The organism is Shewanella frigidimarina, from assembly GCF_003797125.1.
Taxonomy (GTDB): Bacteria; Pseudomonadota; Gammaproteobacteria; order Enterobacterales; family Shewanellaceae; genus Shewanella; species Shewanella frigidimarina.
On record NZ_RKKE01000003.1, the window covers coordinates 550,461 to 568,443 of the forward strand.

Sequence of the window (17,983 nt, forward strand, 5' to 3'; positions counted from 1 at the left end):
CAGTCGATTCACCATAGGACAATCACATGCCATTCTATGTTAAGCAAGGTCAGATCCCGACCAAACGCCACATTGCCTTCGAAAAAGACAATGGCGAGTTGTACCGTGAAGAATTATTTTCAACTCATGGCTTTTCGAATATTTATTCCAATAAATATCATCACAATATGCCAACAAAAGCGATAGACGTTCAACCTTACACGTTATCTCATGGTGAACAATGGCAAGACTCATTAATTCAAAATTACAAATTAGACTCGCGCCAAGCCGACTGCCAAGGCAACTTTTTTAGCGCCCGAAATAAAATTTTTTTCAATAATGATGTCGCCATGTACACCGCTAAGGTGACTGAAGATACCAATGAGTTTTATCGTAATGCCTATGCTGACGAAGTGGTGTTTATTCACGAAGGTGAAGGCCAACTGTTGAGTGAATACGGCGTCATTGATACCAAAAAATGGGATTACTTAATTATTCCACGCGGGACCACGTACCAACTTAAATTTAACGATTATGAAAATGTGCGTTTATTTGTGATCGAATCATCTTCAATGGTCGAAGTGCCAAAGCATTTCAGAAACGAATACGGCCAAATGCTTGAATCTGCACCTTACTGTGAACGAGACATTCGTACGCCAACCTTGGCTGATGCCGTGGTTGAAAAAGGTGCGTTTCCGTTAATGTGTAAATTTGGTGAGCGTTATCAAAAAATGACTCTCCAATGGCATCCATTTGACCTAGTTGGCTGGGATGGCTGCGTTTATCCTTGGGCATTTAACATCAGTGAATATGCACCCAAAGTAGGCAAAATTCATTTACCACCGTCTGAGCATTTAGTGTTTACTGCACACAATTTTGTCATTTGTAACTTTGTGCCACGCCCATACGATTTTCATCCTAAATCGATACCAGCACCTTATTACCACAACAACATCGACAGCGATGAAGTCTTGTATTACGTCGATGGTGACTTTATGAGCCGTACGGGTATTGAAGCGGGCTATATGACGTTACACCAAAAAGGTGTGCCGCATGGGCCTCAACCTGGTCGCACAGAAGCCTCTATCGGCAAAACCGAAACATACGAATATGCGGTGATGGTTGATACCTTCGCCCCACTGAATTTAACCGCTCATGTCAAAAATTGCATGAGTGATGATTACAACCGCTCTTGGTTAGAAAACTAAGACCACATTTATAGCTAACCCAAGTCACCAAAGAGTGATGGCGTGTTGACATAAAATAAAGGAAAACAAAATGGCAAGCGAACTAAACCCACTGGGCCTGTTAGGCATTGAATTCACCGAATTTGCTAGCCCAGATACTGAATACATGCATCAGGTATTCATCGATTTTGGTTTTTCGATGTTAAAAAAAGCCAAAAATAATGACATTGTTTACTACAAACAAAATGACATTAACTTTCTATTGAATAAAGGCCGTGCAGGGTTTTCTGCTGAATTCGCCAAATCTCATGGTCCGGCAATTTGTTCAATGGGTTGGCGTGTAGAAGATGCACAGTTTGCATTTACAGAAGCCGTTGCCCGTGGTGCAAAACCAGCTGATGATGCCAATAAAGATATGCCTTACCCAGCTATTTACGGTATCGGCGATAGCTTGATTTATTTTATTGACACTTTTGGTGAACAAAACAATATTTATCAAACTGACTTTGTCGATTTAGAACAGCCTATAGTAACGCCTGAGAAAGGCTTTATGGAAGTCGACCATTTAACCAATAATGTCTACAAAGGCACCATGGAAAAATGGGCTAACTTTTATAAAGACATTTTTGGTTTTACCGAAGTGCGTTATTTCGATATCAGCGGCGCTCAAACTGCTCTGGTATCTTATGCGCTACGCTCTCCAGACGGCAGTTTCTGCATCCCGATTAACGAAGGTAAAGGTAATAACAAAAATCAGATTGATGAATACTTAGGTGAATACAATGGCCCAGGTGTTCAACATCTGGCATTCAGAAGTCGTGACATTGTGACCTCACTCGATGCTATGGAAGGCACCTCAATCAAAACACTGGATATTATTCCTGAATATTACGACACCATTTTCGAGAAGTTGCCACAAGTGACCGAAGATCACGACCGTATCAAGCATCACCAGATTTTGGTTGATGGCGATGATGACGGTTATTTATTGCAAATTTTCACCAAAAATCTATTTGGGCCTATCTTCATTGAAATCATTCAACGTAAAAATAACCTTGGCTTTGGCGAAGGTAACTTTACCGCGTTGTTTGAATCGATTGAACGCGATCAAATGAAACGCGGCGTGCTGTAATTTTATAGACACGAAGTGATACATAAAAACCAGCAAATTGCTGGTTTTTATCATTTTAGGCCTTTACACTCTGCCATCTACATTCTAATCAAAGACCTTTCTAATGCCAGATTACGCCGTACTCGCTGTGTTTATTCCAACGTTCTTTTTTGTGTCTATCACCCCCGGTATGTGCATGACTTTAGCCATGACACTCGGCATGAGTATTGGTGTACGCAGAACCTTATGGATGATGTTAGGTGAATTAGTGGGCGTGGCGTTGGTCGCCATTGCAGCAGTACTTGGGGTTGCTAGCATCATGCTAAATTACCCACAGGTGTTCGATATTCTTAAGTGGGTGGGTGGCGCTTACCTTGGCTACATTGGCATTAATATGTGGCGTGCTAAAGGCAAAATGGCCATCATCACTGGTATTGAAGTGAAAGCCAGTCGCATGAGCTTAATCAGCCAAGGATTTATTACCGCGATTGCCAACCCTAAAGGTTGGGCTTTTATGATTTCGCTATTACCGCCGTTTATTAATGTTGATAATGCCGTTGGGCCACAACTCGCCGTTTTGCTTGGTATTATAATGGTCACCGAAAGTGTGTCGATGCTGGCTTATGCCAGCGGCGGTAAGAGTTTACGATTATTTTTAAGTCGAGGCGATAATATCCGCTGGATGAATCGTATCGCCGGAAGTTTAATGATACTGGTTGGTATTTGGCTAGCGCTAGGCTAACCCAGAAAGTACATTTGATGAGTAATTAACCTCATACTATTTTATGTATTTTCAATCGACTTATACGGTAGTTGTTCGTACATTTGCTGTATATAAATGTCGATATGAGCTTGCTCTTGTTGACAAAAAGCACCGATGGCATCATTAAAACCTTCATGAGCAACAAAATGGCTTGAGGTGGTTTTCACAGGACGAAAACCTCGAGCCACTTTATGTTCGCCTTGTGCTCCTGCATCAAATACTAATAATTGATTAGCGATAGCGTACTCAATGCCTTGGTAATAACATGCTTCAAAATGGACATAGTCGCATTCTGTTAACGCCCCCCAATAACGACCATATAAATGCGTGTCTGACACAAAATATAATGCTGATGCCACTAATTGTGCGTCACGATTTTCAATCAATAATAGTCGTATCATTGAGCCCATTGTTGCTGCAATTTGCTCAAAAAATGTTGCCGACAAGTACCCTTTATGACCCGAACGCTTTAAATAAGTATTTTGATAACAACGTACAAAATCCTGCCATTGCTCTGCACTTGCCTTATCGCCATCTATAAATCGAAATTGTAGCCGTTGCCTTGCAGAAATTCGCTCTTTAGTGATGTTTTTACGTTTACGTGACGTTAATGTACTCAGAAAGTCATTAAAATCGGCATAATTTTGGTTATGCCAATGAAACTGACAACCAACACGCTCCATTACCCCTGCTTGTGCAAACTGTCGATGTTGCTCGGTATTGGTAAATAAACAATGCCAAGATGACCAGCCCTGTTTCATAACCGTTTGTGATAGATAGGTTTGAATACCGTCAATCAAGAGTTGCTGATCGTGTTTTGGTAATCTTGGGTCAATACCAATACGCCGCCCTGTAGTGGGTGTGAAAGGTACACTACTCACAAGCTTAGGGTAATAGCCTATATTATGGCGCTCATACGCTTCAGCCCAAGCCCAATCAAAAACATATTCACCCCAAGAATGACTTTTAAGGTACAAGGGCATTAATGCAATAATATTATCGCCATCCATCACCATAAGGTGCATCGGCGTCCAACCCGTTTCAGCACTAACGCAGCGACTCATTTCCAGAGCGGATAAATATTCATGCCGGGTAAAAGGATGAGATGATCCAAAAAAGATATTCCATATTGAAGAATCTATATTGCTAATACTATTAACAAATTTATATTGATAAACTCGCGTTTGTGTTTGTTCCACCCACACCTACCCTATAATAAATAACACTCAACCGCTAAAACTCATACCAATTATTGCTATCATGTGGCATGTTCTATCACAGTATCTTCTCAATACACACCAAGGATTGATCGTGACACGATTCCCTAAATTAACACCGCTTTTTTTGAGCACCGCATTAACACTCACACTTTGTTATCCTGCGCTTCATATTGCTGACAGCCAAGCAAATGAAGCTTCAATCTTTAGTGAAATGGCAACGGCTCAGCCAATCTATGCTAAGCATGGCATGGTTTCAAGCCAAGAAGCCATAGCTAGCCAAATTGGTGTTGATATTTTAAAACAAGGTGGCAACGCAGTCGATGCGGCGGTAGCAGTGGCCTACGCCCTTGCAGTAACCTTACCTCGCGCGGGTAATATTGGTGGCGGTGGCTTTATGTTGGTGCATTTAGCCGAGCAAAATAAAACCATTGCTATCGATTACCGTGAAACAGCCCCTGCTAAAGCACACAAAGATATCTTCCTTGATGAACAAGGTAATGCAGTTGACAAACTCAGTCGTGAACATGGTTTAGCCGTTGGTGTACCAGGCACTGTTATGGGGATGGAGCAGGCCTTAAAACAATATGGCACCATGAAAATGGCGCAAGTGATCAAGCCTGCGATTAAACTCGCCAAAGACGGAATATTAGTCACTTCAGATCTATCAAACTCATTAGCGGGTCTTAAAGCTCGTATTACCCAATGGCCAAGTTCTGCAGAAATTTTCTACCATGCCGACGGCAGTAATTATCAAGTCAATGAATTGCTCAAACAACCCGAGTTAGCACAGTCATTATCTTTGATTGCCCAGAAAGGTAGCAAAGGGTTTTATCAAGGTGGAACGGCTAAGAAAATTGTCTCTGCAGTACAGAATGCGGGCGGCATAATGAGTTTAACTGATCTGGCTAACTATAAAGTGATTGAACGCGAACCTGTGCGGGGTAATTACCGAGGTTACGAAGTGGTTTCTATGCCGCCACCATCTTCAGGTGGTATCCATATTATCGAAATGCTCAATGTACTCGAGCAATTCCCCATTGATAAATTAGGCCACAACACCGCAAACACTTTGCATCTTATGGCCGAAACAATGAAATATGCTTATGCAGATCGAAGTGAGTATTTAGGTGACCCTGATTTTGTTAATGTGCCAGTTAAACAATTGACTAGCAAAGAATACGCTAAAGAGATTGCCAGCAAAATCGCCATTAATAAAACCACACCTAGCAGCGAAATAAGACCTGGAAACCTTGCGCCGTATGAGAGCGATCAAACTACCCACTTCTCAGTTATCGATAAATGGGGCAATGCCGTAGCTAATACTTATACTCTTAATTTTAGTTATGGTTCTGGCTTAGTCGCTAAAGGCACGGGCATTTTATTAAACAATGAAATGGATGACTTTTCGGCTAAACCCGGCACACCAAATGGTTATGGCTTAATTGGTGGTGACGCAAATGCGGTAGAAGGAAATAAGCGTCCTCTCAGTTCAATGAGTCCTACTATGGTGATGAAAGATGGCAAACCTTTCATTGTTACCGGCAGCCCTGGTGGCTCGCGAATTATTAATATTACGCTGCAAATGATCATGAATGTGATTGATCATAACTTAAACATTGCCGAAGCAACTGCTGCTGCACGTATGCATCACCAATGGTTACCTGATTTTATTTGGGTGGAACATACATTGAATCGCGATACGATTTCATTACTTGAAGCCAAAGGTCACAAAGTGAAAGTGCAAGAGTCGATTGGCAGTACTCAATCGATAATGATGACAGAGCAAGGTCTTTTTGGCGCTTCAGACCCAAGACGCGCAGGTTCTGCCGCCATCGGCTACTAATACCGTAAACCATTCAAAATAATGCAATAGCGGCTTTAAATAATGTAAAGCCGCTATCATTAATTATTAATAACAAGAACGAATGAGTTATAACTTAATTTAACCTTAATGAAATTAACATCAATCAACAAATGCACCAAAATCAATACTCAACATACTTAAAAATATTGTATCGTTTTATACAATGTAAACGCTCAATATTATTAATGCTCATAAAAAATAAAGGCAACAGCTATAATAACAACAAAATCAATGTATTGAATTAAAGCCCCCCCCCGCCATTAAAAAATTAGATTATTTCAAACACTACAAATATTAAATCCTTCTGGTGTCTCACCGTTATTATTTTTTCGCCGTAATTATTCAACCCAAAGTGAATGTTAATATTTTAAGTCACTACTGAAACTGTTATTATCGCCATCAGTTTAGACCTTCCTAAATTAACAAAAGACCCCATGCAGCTCATTAATTTAAAAATCAAGCATCGAATTGCCCTGCTAACCTTTGTCGCTATCGTGTCATTTGTCATTTCGATTATCATCAATAATCAAACTGGCAAAAGTAATGCACAACGCTTAAATGGACTTCAGAATCAACTTTATCCTGCGTTAAATCTTGCTACGGTGAATCAAGGCTTAATATTACAATTAGATCAAACGATCCAATCGGCTATTACAACAGGCGAAGAAGATGCACTAGATGTTGCCAATACTATGGTGTTGCAAATATCAGCTAACTTACGTCAGCTCATCGATTTACAGCCCCAAGAAACCAATGTAACTCGACAGCTTAATAAGGACGTAAACCTCTACTATAATAATGCTCGCAGTTTAGCTGCTGAGTTTATTAAAGATGATGTCGACTTTAGTAAAATTCAACGTCAGGCGGCGGAGAATGCTAAACGATATCAATTATTGGTTGAACAATTTTCTGAAAAGAAATCGATTTTATCTGAACAATTTCAACAGAGTATTCAAGCAACTATTGCGAGCTCAAACCAGGCAGAAAATAGCGTTTTACTCATAGGTGTTATTTCGACGTTGCTAATGGTGATTATGGGGCTACTCGTTAATCGCTCCATTATTAATACCATAGACAATGTGACTCAGTCTTTGCGCAATATTTCTGAGGGTGAAGGCGATCTTCGGTCGCGGATCCACTATGCAGGTAAAGATGAAATTGCTCAGTTGGTTTACTGGTTTAATCAATTTGTGTCTAAACTTCAATCGTCTATTGCCGATACAAAGAATACCACTGAACATTTAACCGAAGTAGCTGCAACGTTACTCAGTGGTAGTCAATACAGTGAACTCAATGTGCAGCAACAAAATGAAGCCATTGAGCAGATATCGCAGGCAATGAAAGAAATGTTTGTCAGTGTCACTCATATTGCTGAGTACGCCTCAAGTGCGGCACTTGAAGCTGAAAATGCCAACACTGAAGCAAAACAAGGCGGGTTCATTGTTAATGAAGCCGTTATTACTATTAATACCCTGGCTGAAGAAGTACAGCAAACTGCGGCTGTCGTTAATCAATTAGACGCATATACCCACAACGTTAATGACATATTAGACACAATCAGAAGTATTGCAGATCAGACAAATTTACTGGCCCTTAACGCTGCTATTGAAGCAGCGCGTGCTGGTGAACATGGGCGTGGGTTTGCAGTAGTTGCCGATGAAGTCAGAACATTGGCCTCTAGAACACAAACCTCAACTCAAGAAATCCAACAAGTGCTACAAGAATTACGCTCAACCTCTAAGCAAGCCGTTGACGCGATGGCTCGTGGTATTAACACTGCTGCAATAGGGGTTAAATCAACATCTTTAGCCGGTGAAGCGTTACAGCGTATTACAGAAAAAGTAAGTGCAATATCAGAAGTTAATGACCAAATTGCGGCTGCTACTGAGGAGCAACATACAACTTCAGTGTTGATCCAGCAATATGTAACTGAAATGGAAGTCGGTTCACAAAAAGTCAGAGTAACGACTGCGGATATGGGCGGTATTAGTGTCGATATTCAAAATGTAAGTGAAAGACTTCAATCTATTACCAGTCAATTTAAGGTATGAGATTGATTGTAATGCAGTACCAAAAAACCAAAAATATAAGCCCAAAGGGCATATGAGTGATGATCAAGGAGTAACACCATGCAATTTAATGTAAAAATATTATCCGTTGCTATATCAATGGCGATAGTCCCAAGTTTAGCAGTGGCAGATGAAGCCGCTGATGCTAAAATTGCTAAACTAGAGCAGCAGGTACAAACGTTGCAGGCGCAGCAAAATGCAAGCCTAGCCGACAAGGTCAAATTTAACGGTTTTATTAGCGGAGCCTATATCAGCTCTGATAATGATGCTGGCTACAATAATGCTGATTCGAGTGCTAACTTTAGCGAAGACAGTAAATTAGGTCTACAAGGGACATTTAACATTTCTGACAATACTCAAGCAGTATTACAGCTAATGATGCGCGGTAAATACGACTGGGAAGTTGAAGCTGAATGGGCCTATTTATCCCATCGCTTTGACAACGGCGTTAAGATTCGTGGCGGTAAACTGCGTGTACCTTTATTTATGTACTCTGATTACTTAGATGTTGGATATGCACAGCCTTTCGCGCGCCCACCACAAGAAGTATACGGTACCATCCCGTTTTCATCTTACACTGGTGCAGGTGTTTCTTATGATGTGGAATACGATGACTCAACACTAACAATGCAAGCATTTGGTGGTGAGTCCGACGTTAAAAACTCAGCGGTTGAATTAAGCAACCTTATGGGTGCTAACGTAAGTTGGACTGATGAAATTTGGACTTTACGTGCTGTATATGCACAAGCCAAATTAGATGGTCCAATTGTCTCAGAAGTAACAGTGCCTTTAGCCGCAGGTGTAAATACTCAAGCTAACTATACCGTATTAGAACTTAATGATGAGAAAGGTTCATTCGTTGGGGTGGGTGCAAGTTACGACAATGGTGAAGTGATTGCTATTACTGAATGGACTCGTTCAGAAATTGATAACGCTTACCCTGACACTGATTCTGGTTACTTAACGCTGGGCTACCGTATTAAGGAATTCACACCTTACGCTACAGTTGCATACATGAAGACTCAAGATAATGATGAGCGTCTGCCACTATCAACAGCGACTGCAATTCAAATGGTTGCATTTAATGCTGAGCGCATGGCTTACAGTATTGGTTTACGTTGGGATGCTATTGATAACGTCGCGATAAAATTTGATGTCACTTATGCTGAAGATTTTGGTGACACTTCAGGTGGATTCACGGGCAACAGCATCGACACATCAACAGGTAAGTTTACTTATGATGACACCTTGATTTACACCGTTAAATTCGACGCAGTATTTTAAGGAGTATGATAATGAAAAAGTTACTAACTATTTTAGCACTAAGTTTAACCGCTGTTACCTCCGCTAACGCTGCTGTAGTTGTTATTGGTAATCCTGCTGCTGCAGACATTTCAATTAATGACGTTAAAAAAGCTTTTTTAGGCAAAGGCAACTCTTCGGTCGTCGTTTACGAATTAGAAGAAGGCAATCCTATTCGCAGTGAGTTTCATCAAGCTGTTACTGGTAAGTCTGATGCACAACTAAAAGCATTTTGGTCTAAGCAAGTCTTTACCGGTAAAGGTACTCCACCACCTGCGGTTTCTGGTGCTGCAGCGATGAAATCTGCAATTGCAAGTAATCCAAATGCCATTGGCTACATTGATGAAGCAGACGTTGATGCCACAGTTAAAGTCATTATTAAACCATAAAGATAATGATCCTGTGATTTGCATGCATCAATAGTGTGGAAAGATAACCACCGATTTTTTTGATGATAAACCAAAGCATAAACCGAGCAATTATTGTGATTGCTCGGTTTTTTTGTTACAAACAAATCAAAAACCTTATGTTAATTATGTGTAAAATTAATATCAACATATAACAATCCATACCCAATAATTCATCAAAACCCGCTTATTCAGACAATAAACAAAAGAGGACAAGATATGAAGGGCTTACCCCTTAAACCCCTTTTCGCCAGCATCGCGGTAATATTTGCACTAAATGCCTGCTCCATGTCAACCGTATCCCAAACGACCAATGACCCCACGCCATTAACAGCTGCACAAATAGAACAACAACATGCTGATAATCCGTTTTTTAAACCTTACGGTACATTTTTTGAAATCCCTGATTTTGCCAATATTACAACCGATGATTATATCCCAGCCTTTGAAGCTGGAATGACTGAGCTGCAAGAGCAAATTAGTACTATCGCAAATAATCCTCAGCCCCCAACTTTTGAAAATACGATTGAAGCAATGGAATTTTCGGGCGATTTACTAACCCGAGTATCATACGTATTCTTTAATTTGGCGGGCGCAGACACTAACGATGCGTTACAAGCTATATCCAAACAGATTTCACCTAAACTATCGTCATCACAAGATGATATTTTCCTAAATCCAATGCTGTTTCAACGAGTAAAAACTTTACATGAACAACGTAATAGCTTGTCCTTGAATACTGCACAGGCAAAATTACTGGAAGATACATACAAATCATTCACCCGAGGCGGAGCAAATTTATCAGCAGAAGATAAAATTACCCTCCGAGGTTTAAATGAACAAATTAGTAAGTTAAGCCTTACTTTTGGCGATAATTTATTAGCTGAAACCAATGGCTTTCAACTCATCATTGACAACCAAGAAGACCTTTCCGGTTTACCACAAGATGTGGTGGACACTGCAGCTCGTAAAGCTACAAAACTGGGTCATCCAGGTAAATGGATTTTTACTCCTCATCGCCCATCAATGACCCCATTTTTGACTTACGCTGATAATCGAAAACTGCGTGAAACCCTATTTAAGGCTTACGTTGCTCAAGCAAATAATGACAATGAATTCGATAATAAAAAGATTCTCGCCAAAATAGCCTCAATACGTTCACAACGAGCTCAGCTTATGGGATATCAATCTCATGCTCATTTTGTACTTGAGTCTCGCACTGCTAAGACCCCAGAGAATGTCTATGCTCTATTAGATAAAGTGTGGCCAGCTGCATTAAAGCAGGCTAAAAGTGAAGTGGCAGACATGCAAGCGCTAGTCGATACCCAAGGTACCGATTTGACCATTGAAGCATGGGATTGGTGGTATTATTCAGATAAAATTCGCGTCGCTAAATACAGTTTCAATGAACAGCAAACTAAGCCCTATTTCTCACTTGAGAGTACCTTGAAAGGGGTATTCTATACCGCTAATCGTTTATATGGCATTACTGTCAAAGAACGTACGGATTTGCCCAAGTATCACCCAGATGTTCGTACCTGGGAAGTCTATGATAAAGACGGTAGCTTGCTCGCTATATTTATGGGCGACTATTTTGTCCGTCAAAGTAAGCGAGGCGGCGCGTGGATGAACGTATACCGTCAACAATATAATATGAATGGAGTAGAATCAAAGCCGATTGTGGTTAACGTACTTAACTTCCCTCGCCCAGCAGGTAATGAGCCAGCACTACTTACATTTGACGAAGCCAGTACTCTGTTTCACGAATTTGGACATGCATTGCACGGCATACTTTCTAATGTGACTTACCGTTCTCAATCCGGAACTAGCGTACCAAGTGATTACGTTGAGTTTCCATCTCAAGTGATGGAAAACTGGATGACACAGCCGGAAGTATTATCACAATTTGCAAAGCATTATCAAACGGGTGAAATTATTCCCCAATCTTTAATAAATAAAATCCAAGCCGCTAGCCAATTTAATCAAGGTTTTGCCACTGTCGAATATATGGCTGCCACTTATTTAGACTTGGATTGGCATTCTCTTAAAGATAGCAAACTACGCGATGCAAAAGATTTTGAATTGGCCTCATTAAATAAAATGGGCTTAATTAGCCAAATAGCCCCTCGTTATCGCAGCACTTACTTTTCGCATATTTTTGCAGGCGGTTATTCTGCAGGATACTACAGTTACCTTTGGTCTGATATTTTAGGTGCTGATGCTTTCGAAGCGTTTAAAGAAAATGGAATTTTTGATCCAAAAACAGCTCAAAAATTCCGTGATAGTATTTTATCCAAAGGCGGCAGTGCAGATCCGATGGAATTATACAAACAATTTAGAGGTAAGGATGCAGGTATTGAACCGCTATTACGTAGCAGAGGTTTATTAAAAGAAAAACTTTAATATTAAAAATTGAATGATGATATTAACAATGGCTTCGACAGCCATTGTTAATATTGCCAAATTTAATATGGATATTTACTTCCTGGTAAACAGACTCTAAGTATTTAAGGGTATAAATTCTATTCATACCAAATCATAAAACAAGTTCATATTCCATCCATTAATATCAATCCTTATCAAACACCCAAAAAATTTACATGAAACGTATTAATAGCTTGTCGGCTTTTTATCACCTTTTACGCCTATTAATTGCACGAACGCACTCATTAATCATATTAATTTAGCGTTACATCACAATTTATTCATATCTTATGCTTATAATCTCCGCGGTGTTTTCATTTTATTATCAAAATAGTTAAGGATCGTTAACACTACGTAAGAGGCATAAAATAAAAAATACGCCTCGGGGTCAAATAAATATAGAGAGTAAAATATGTTAAATAAAAAACTTCTTGCCGTTGTTATCGCTGGTGCACTGGGATTAGGCGGTTGCGGCTCTGATAATGACGATCAAACAAGTACTGTTGCTGCAGATATCAAGTTACGTGTAATGGAAACGACTGATCTTCATACCAATATGATGGATTACAACTATTACTCAGGTAAAGAAGATAAGACCATCGGTTTGGTACGTACAGCAAGTTTAATCAATGCAGCACGCGCCGAAGCCACTAACTCGGTATTAGTCGATAACGGTGATTTATTGCAAGGTAGTCCAATGGGAGACTATATTGCCAATAAATTTAAAACTGAAAACAACATGCTAACCGACACTCATCCTGTGTACAAAGCGATGAATACCCTAGACTACGAAGTCGGTAATATTGGTAACCATGAATTTAACTATGGATTATCATTCCTTGAGCAATCACTTGGTGGTGCTAACTTTCCTTATATTAATGCCAACGTAATTTGTGCTGATAAAGATGGATGTTGGGATGATGTATTATTCAGTGAAAACATGTTCACACCATATATCATTAAAGAAAAAGTCGTTATCGATGTTGATGGTAATGAACATACAATAAAAATTGGTTATATCGGCTTTGTACCACCACAAATTTTACAATGGGATAAAGCTAATTTAGACGGTAAAGTTGAAGTATTAGGCATAGTTCAAGCGGCGAATAAATTTGTGCCACAAATGAAAGCAGAAGGGGCTGATATCATTTTAGCCATTCCGCATTCAGGTATTGGTTCAAGTGAAAACCCTGGCGACCCATGGGCAGAAAACGCAACCTATGCATTAACCAACGTCGATGGTATTGATGCAATTTTCTTTGGTCATAGCCACTCAGTTTTCCCGTCTGCAACTTACAGCGACTTACCAAATACTGACGTAGACAAAGGTTTATTGAATGGCGTTCCTGCCGTAATGCCTGGCCGCTGGGGTGATAACTTAGGTGTGGTAGACTTAGTTGTACGCCAAGTAGAAGGAAAATGGACCGTAATTCATGAAGAATCAACTGCTAAAGCACGCCCAATTTACGACAATGCTAATAAAGTAGCATTGGTTGAAGGTGAAGCTAGCTTACGTGATGCAATTGAAATTGAACACAATGGTACTATCGAATATGTTAGCCAACCTATTGGGGTTGCTGCCGCTAACATGTACAGCTTCTTAACGTTAGTTCAAGATGACCCAACGGTTCAGATTGTATCTAATGCTCAAATAGCGCGTGTTAAAACATTAATTACTGATGATCTAAAAGATTTGCCAATCTTGTCAGCATCGGCACCATTTAAAGCCGGTGGACGTTATGCTGAAGGAGATGCAAGCCAATATGTACAAGTTGATGCTGGCGACCTTTCGTATAAGAACGCTGCTGACTTATACCTATACCCAAATACTATGGTTGCAGTTAAAGCTACCGGTGCGGAACTAAAAGATTGGTTAGAATGTTCAGCCAACCAGTTTAATCAAATTGACCCAAGCGTCAGTGCTCCACAAAATTTGATTAATCGCGCAGGTCACCCAACTTATAACTTCGACGTTATTGATGGCCTAACTTACAAGATTGATGTAACTCAACCAACTAAGTTTGACCGAAGCTGTGCTGTCGTTAACGCTAATGCAAATCGTATTGTTGACTTAGCATACACAGCACCTGACGGAACGGTTATTACGGGTGATGAATTAGCAGCGATGTCGTTTGTTGTGGCTTCAAATAACTACCGTGCTTTTGGTGGTTCATTTGCGGGTACCGGTTCAGACCACGTAGTGCTAGAACTGCCAGATACCAACCGTGATGCATTATCAGCTTATATTACTGAGCAATCACAACCAAATGCGACTGGTGGATATGATGCTATGGTTGATCCATCAGCTGATTACAACTGGGATTTTAAAACTATTGATAATGCGACTGTTGCATTAGACATTCGTTTTGAAACCCAAGACAGCGATGTTGCTGACAAGTTTGTTGCTGATAATCAACAACGTAAAATGGTGAAGTTACCTAAAACAGCTGATGTTGTAGCTGGCTTTGCGATTTATAGCATCGACCTAACTACACCTGTTGCTGCGAAGTAATTACTCGCGGACTAAATGCAAAAAAGGCGCTTTATGCGCCTTTTTTATTTTTATTTTTATTACTCAGTCCTGAAATATGGCCACACAACTTAAATACTGTAACTACCATTTAACCATTTAACAAATCACTTCCATGTTATTACTCTTCAAACAACTGCGCCATTTTTTGAATATGCACCAATGAAACTTGATGTTGATTTCGTTGCGCACAAAGCTGTTGATGTTGGTCGTTACCTGGCTGCCCAACCAATACCACTTTAACTTGATAGCCTAACGCTTTTGCAGCGGCTTCATAAGCCATAAACTCCCATTTCGCGATATTAGTATTATCACAAATAACTATCGGTTCTTTACGCGCCAACGCCTGAATAAAAGCCGTTAAATTAGCCTGATGATATTGGCCGATTTTTTGCGGATTAAAGCGGTACTGCCCCTGTTGATAAAAATAGCGGTCTGTGGAGAATAGGCCATGCTGACGGATATGAATCGCCTGCTCAATCCCTTGAGAAGTAATAAATTGTTCAACCCAATAAGATTTACCACTGCCTGGTAAACCACGCATAATAATCGCCAGCTTTGTCGGCATCACGTCACTAACGACTTGCTCTAATAATGCTTCACTCACTACCAATCACCTTACCCGCTAGAATATCGTCGACTAACTTAGGTAAGATAGCACCCGCTTTACCGGTAAAATGATATTGAAACTGGCTATGACGGTCTGCAGGATCCAGATTAACCTCCACGGTTTGAGCACCGTGGTGATTCGCACTATCGACAAAACCTGCCGCAGGGTAAACCGTACCCGATGTACCAATCGCAATAAATAAGTCACAGTGATCTAAGGCGTCGTGAATTCTGTCCATACCAAAAGGCATTTCCCCAAACCACACAATATGTGGCCGCAAACGTTTTCCCGGGATACAACAAGTGCAACAGTTTTCAGCACCAAAAGGTTCACGTAATACAAAGGTTTGTAATGATTGTGGGCATCGACCTTTTGCTAATTCACCGTGCATATGCAGTAATCGTTTAGACCCTGCCCGCTCGTGTAAATCATCAACATTTTGGGTTATCACTAGCAATTCACCCGTAAATTCTGTTTCAAGTTTCGCGAGTGCTAAATGTGCTGCATTTGGAATGACATCATCACTGTGTAATTGTTGCCAGCGGCTATTATAAAAACGCTCCACTAACTCGATATCTCTTGCATAGCCTTCAGGAGTGGCAACATCTTCAATATGATGCTGTTCCCATAAACCATGCTGATCTCTAAACGTGCTCATACCCGACTCAGCTGAAATACCTGCGCCGGTCAGCACTACAATTTGCCGGTACATTGTTTGTCCTTTATTGTGATGATGTAAAATAAAATGTAATGACTTTTAATACCATATCAAAAATACGTACTCAGGTTACAAAATGTTGTCACTACACGGTCTAAAAATTCACATAAAATTCATGTTATAGATTTGATAATAATATCGGATATCCGAATAGGTACAATAATCCCTTAGTATAAGTAAGCTTATTGAGAGATCCTTAACAAATAATATCAGCTTAAGTGACTGTTTTACTAAATATCCTCTATATTGGTTGATAAAGCAGCTTAAGAGGTTTATGTTTTTAGACTCAAGACATATAATGATTAGAATATCCACCGATGAACCGATTGGTTCTGCAATCAAGAGATTAGCAATGACAGATGGAAATCAAGCACTCAAAAAAGCCGGATTAAAAATAACCCTGCCGCGAGTTAAAATTCTAGAACTGATGCAATCCCCAGATAACCAGCATATCAGTGCGGAAGACTTATATAAGAAGTTACTCGAAATAGGCGAGGAAATTGGCCTTGCTACTGTATACAGAGTATTAAACCAGTTCGATGATGCGGGCATTCTAAATCGTCATCATTTTGAAAGTGGTAAAGCGGTGTTTGAAATGTCGACTCAACAACACCATGACCATTTAGTGTGTTTAACCTGTGATAAAGTGATTGAGTTTTCTGACGACGTGATTGAACGTCGCCAGGATGAAATCGCAATGCGTCATAACATCAAGCTGACTCACCATAGCTTGTACCTTTATGGTCATTGTACCAATGATACTTGTGATCACGCTGACGAATAGTCTGTATGTGAGCAACAAACAAACCAGCAAATTTGCTGGTTTTTTATTGGCTAACATTTATCATAAGCTTTTAGAGTTTACTTAAATCAATAATGTAAGCCATAGGCTAAAACTAAACACTGATAACAAGGTCGATAATACTACTGTGCTACCCAAGGTTGATTCATGCTGTTTAAGTTCAGTGGCAATAAGATAAGCGTTGACGCCAAGCGGAGAAGCACTGAGCAACACCAACATCGCAGTGCTTGATGTGGTTAGTTCAAATACAAACTGCGCCATAATATAAACTAATGCTGGCAATAAAATAATTTTTAAACCACTAGCCATTAAGGCTAAACGCCAATGTTCACCTATACGATAGAAACTTAAATTAGCACCTAGCACAAACAATGCACACGCCAAAGCGGGCTTAGCTAATAGCGCTAAACCTTCATCTAATTGTTGTCCCAAGTTAATACTTAACGCATTCACTAAAATACCTAGTCCAATACTCATTACTACCGGATTAAGTACCATAGAGCGAGCAAACCGTCGCCACGAGAAACCTTGAGGCTGCTCTCTTGCCGCTAAGATAAAAGTCAGAGCAAACAAGGTGGCGCTATGAAAAGTAATGATCATAAATACCTGCCCTATCATTGCTGGGCCTAATGCAGCGATAATAATGGGTAAACCTACCAATACCGTATTGGAATAACTGGCACCCAACGCGAATACCGCACTGGCATCACGCCCCTGCAGCGCTATTGGACTAAAAAGGCGATTAATTCGGTAACCTATAGAAAACACTAACAACACTGGTAAATAAAAAGCTAGCAGTGCAAGTGGGTCAATGCTTTGCGCTAACGGTGCTGCGAGCATATTGATAAATAGAAATGCCGGGATACTGACGTAAAAAGTGAACCTACTTATCCCAGTAATGTGTTCTTTGTTAAAGAATCCAACTCGGGTTAATACATAGCCTAATAACACCATAAATATTAAGGGGAAAATAATGCTGATGATGGCCATAATTACC

14 protein-coding genes are annotated in these 17,983 nt (G+C 40.1%); 10 read left to right on the top strand and 4 right to left on the bottom strand.

Annotated features, from left to right (window positions below; translation table 11 throughout):
• The first annotated feature begins 26 nt into the window (after nt 1–26).
• The 3 genes from EGC86_RS11900 to EGC86_RS11910 all read left to right on the top strand — a co-directional run bounded on the left by EGC86_RS11900 (nt 27) and on the right by EGC86_RS11910 (nt 3,019).
• Complete coding sequence (locus EGC86_RS11900) at nt 27–1,187, top strand: homogentisate 1,2-dioxygenase (RefSeq protein ID WP_011637781.1); 1,161 nt, start codon at nt 27–29, stop codon at nt 1,185–1,187.
• Nucleotides 1,188–1,257: 70 nt separating this feature from the next.
• On the top strand, nt 1,258–2,298 hold the full coding sequence (hppD, locus tag EGC86_RS11905; RefSeq protein ID WP_123777704.1) for a 4-hydroxyphenylpyruvate dioxygenase: 1,041 nt from the start codon (nt 1,258–1,260) through the stop codon (nt 2,296–2,298).
• Nucleotides 2,299–2,401: 103 nt separating this feature from the next.
• Nucleotides 2,402–3,019 (top strand): LysE family translocator, encoded by a 618-nt coding sequence (locus EGC86_RS11910; RefSeq protein ID WP_011637783.1) that lies wholly within the window; start codon nt 2,402–2,404, stop codon nt 3,017–3,019.
• Nucleotides 3,020–3,060: 41 nt separating this feature from the next.
• Here EGC86_RS11910 and EGC86_RS11915 read toward each other — a convergent pair whose 3' ends face one another.
• A complete protein-coding gene (locus tag EGC86_RS11915) occupies nt 3,061–4,239 on the bottom strand; it encodes a GNAT family N-acetyltransferase (RefSeq protein WP_123777705.1) in 1,179 nt (392 codons plus the stop codon).
• A 112-nt stretch (nt 4,240–4,351) separates the two neighbouring features.
• Between EGC86_RS11915 and ggt the strand changes: the two genes are divergently transcribed.
• The 6 genes from ggt to EGC86_RS11945 all read left to right on the top strand — a co-directional run bounded on the left by ggt (nt 4,352) and on the right by EGC86_RS11945 (nt 14,838).
• A complete protein-coding gene (gene ggt / locus EGC86_RS11920; protein WP_123777706.1) occupies nt 4,352–6,103 on the top strand; it encodes a gamma-glutamyltransferase in 1,752 nt (583 codons plus the stop codon).
• 455 nt (nt 6,104–6,558) lie between these two features.
• Nucleotides 6,559–8,175: a methyl-accepting chemotaxis protein gene (locus tag EGC86_RS11925; RefSeq protein ID WP_123777707.1), complete on the top strand. Its 1,617-nt coding sequence runs from the start codon at nt 6,559–6,561 to the stop codon at nt 8,173–8,175.
• Between the two features lie 78 nt (nt 8,176–8,253).
• Nucleotides 8,254–9,477, top strand: a complete 1,224-nt coding sequence (locus EGC86_RS11930) for a porin family protein (RefSeq protein ID WP_123777708.1) — start codon at nt 8,254–8,256, stop codon at nt 9,475–9,477.
• Between the two features lie 11 nt (nt 9,478–9,488).
• Complete coding sequence (locus EGC86_RS11935) at nt 9,489–9,884, top strand: type 2 periplasmic-binding domain-containing protein (RefSeq protein ID WP_011637788.1); 396 nt, start codon at nt 9,489–9,491, stop codon at nt 9,882–9,884.
• Nucleotides 9,885–10,121: 237 nt separating this feature from the next.
• Nucleotides 10,122–12,305 (top strand): M3 family metallopeptidase, encoded by a 2,184-nt coding sequence (locus EGC86_RS11940; protein ID WP_123777709.1) that lies wholly within the window; start codon nt 10,122–10,124, stop codon nt 12,303–12,305.
• 433 nt (nt 12,306–12,738) lie between these two features.
• Entirely contained in the window at nt 12,739–14,838 is a 2,100-nt protein-coding gene (locus EGC86_RS11945) for a bifunctional 2',3'-cyclic-nucleotide 2'-phosphodiesterase/3'-nucleotidase (protein ID WP_123777710.1), read from the top strand.
• 139 nt (nt 14,839–14,977) lie between these two features.
• On the opposite strand, the gene EGC86_RS11950 is transcribed toward EGC86_RS11945, so the two are convergent.
• Both EGC86_RS11950 and cobB read right to left on the bottom strand, forming a co-directional pair.
• The gene (locus EGC86_RS11950; RefSeq protein WP_123777929.1) at nt 14,978–15,424 is read right to left on the bottom strand and encodes an AAA family ATPase; all 447 of its coding nucleotides are present in this window, start codon (nt 15,422–15,424) and stop codon (nt 14,978–14,980) included.
• Between the two features lie 31 nt (nt 15,425–15,455).
• On the bottom strand, nt 15,456–16,178 hold the full coding sequence (gene cobB / locus EGC86_RS11955) for a Sir2 family NAD+-dependent deacetylase (protein WP_123777711.1): 723 nt from the start codon (nt 16,176–16,178) through the stop codon (nt 15,456–15,458).
• Between the two features lie 358 nt (nt 16,179–16,536).
• Between cobB and fur the strand changes: the two genes are divergently transcribed.
• Nucleotides 16,537–16,968, top strand: a complete 432-nt coding sequence (gene fur / locus EGC86_RS11960; protein WP_041413604.1) for a ferric iron uptake transcriptional regulator — start codon at nt 16,537–16,539, stop codon at nt 16,966–16,968.
• Between the two features lie 81 nt (nt 16,969–17,049).
• Here fur and EGC86_RS11965 read toward each other — a convergent pair whose 3' ends face one another.
• Nucleotides 17,050–17,976 (bottom strand): AEC family transporter, encoded by a 927-nt coding sequence (locus tag EGC86_RS11965; protein WP_123777712.1) that lies wholly within the window; start codon nt 17,974–17,976, stop codon nt 17,050–17,052.
• Nucleotides 17,977–17,983 lie beyond the last annotated feature (7 nt).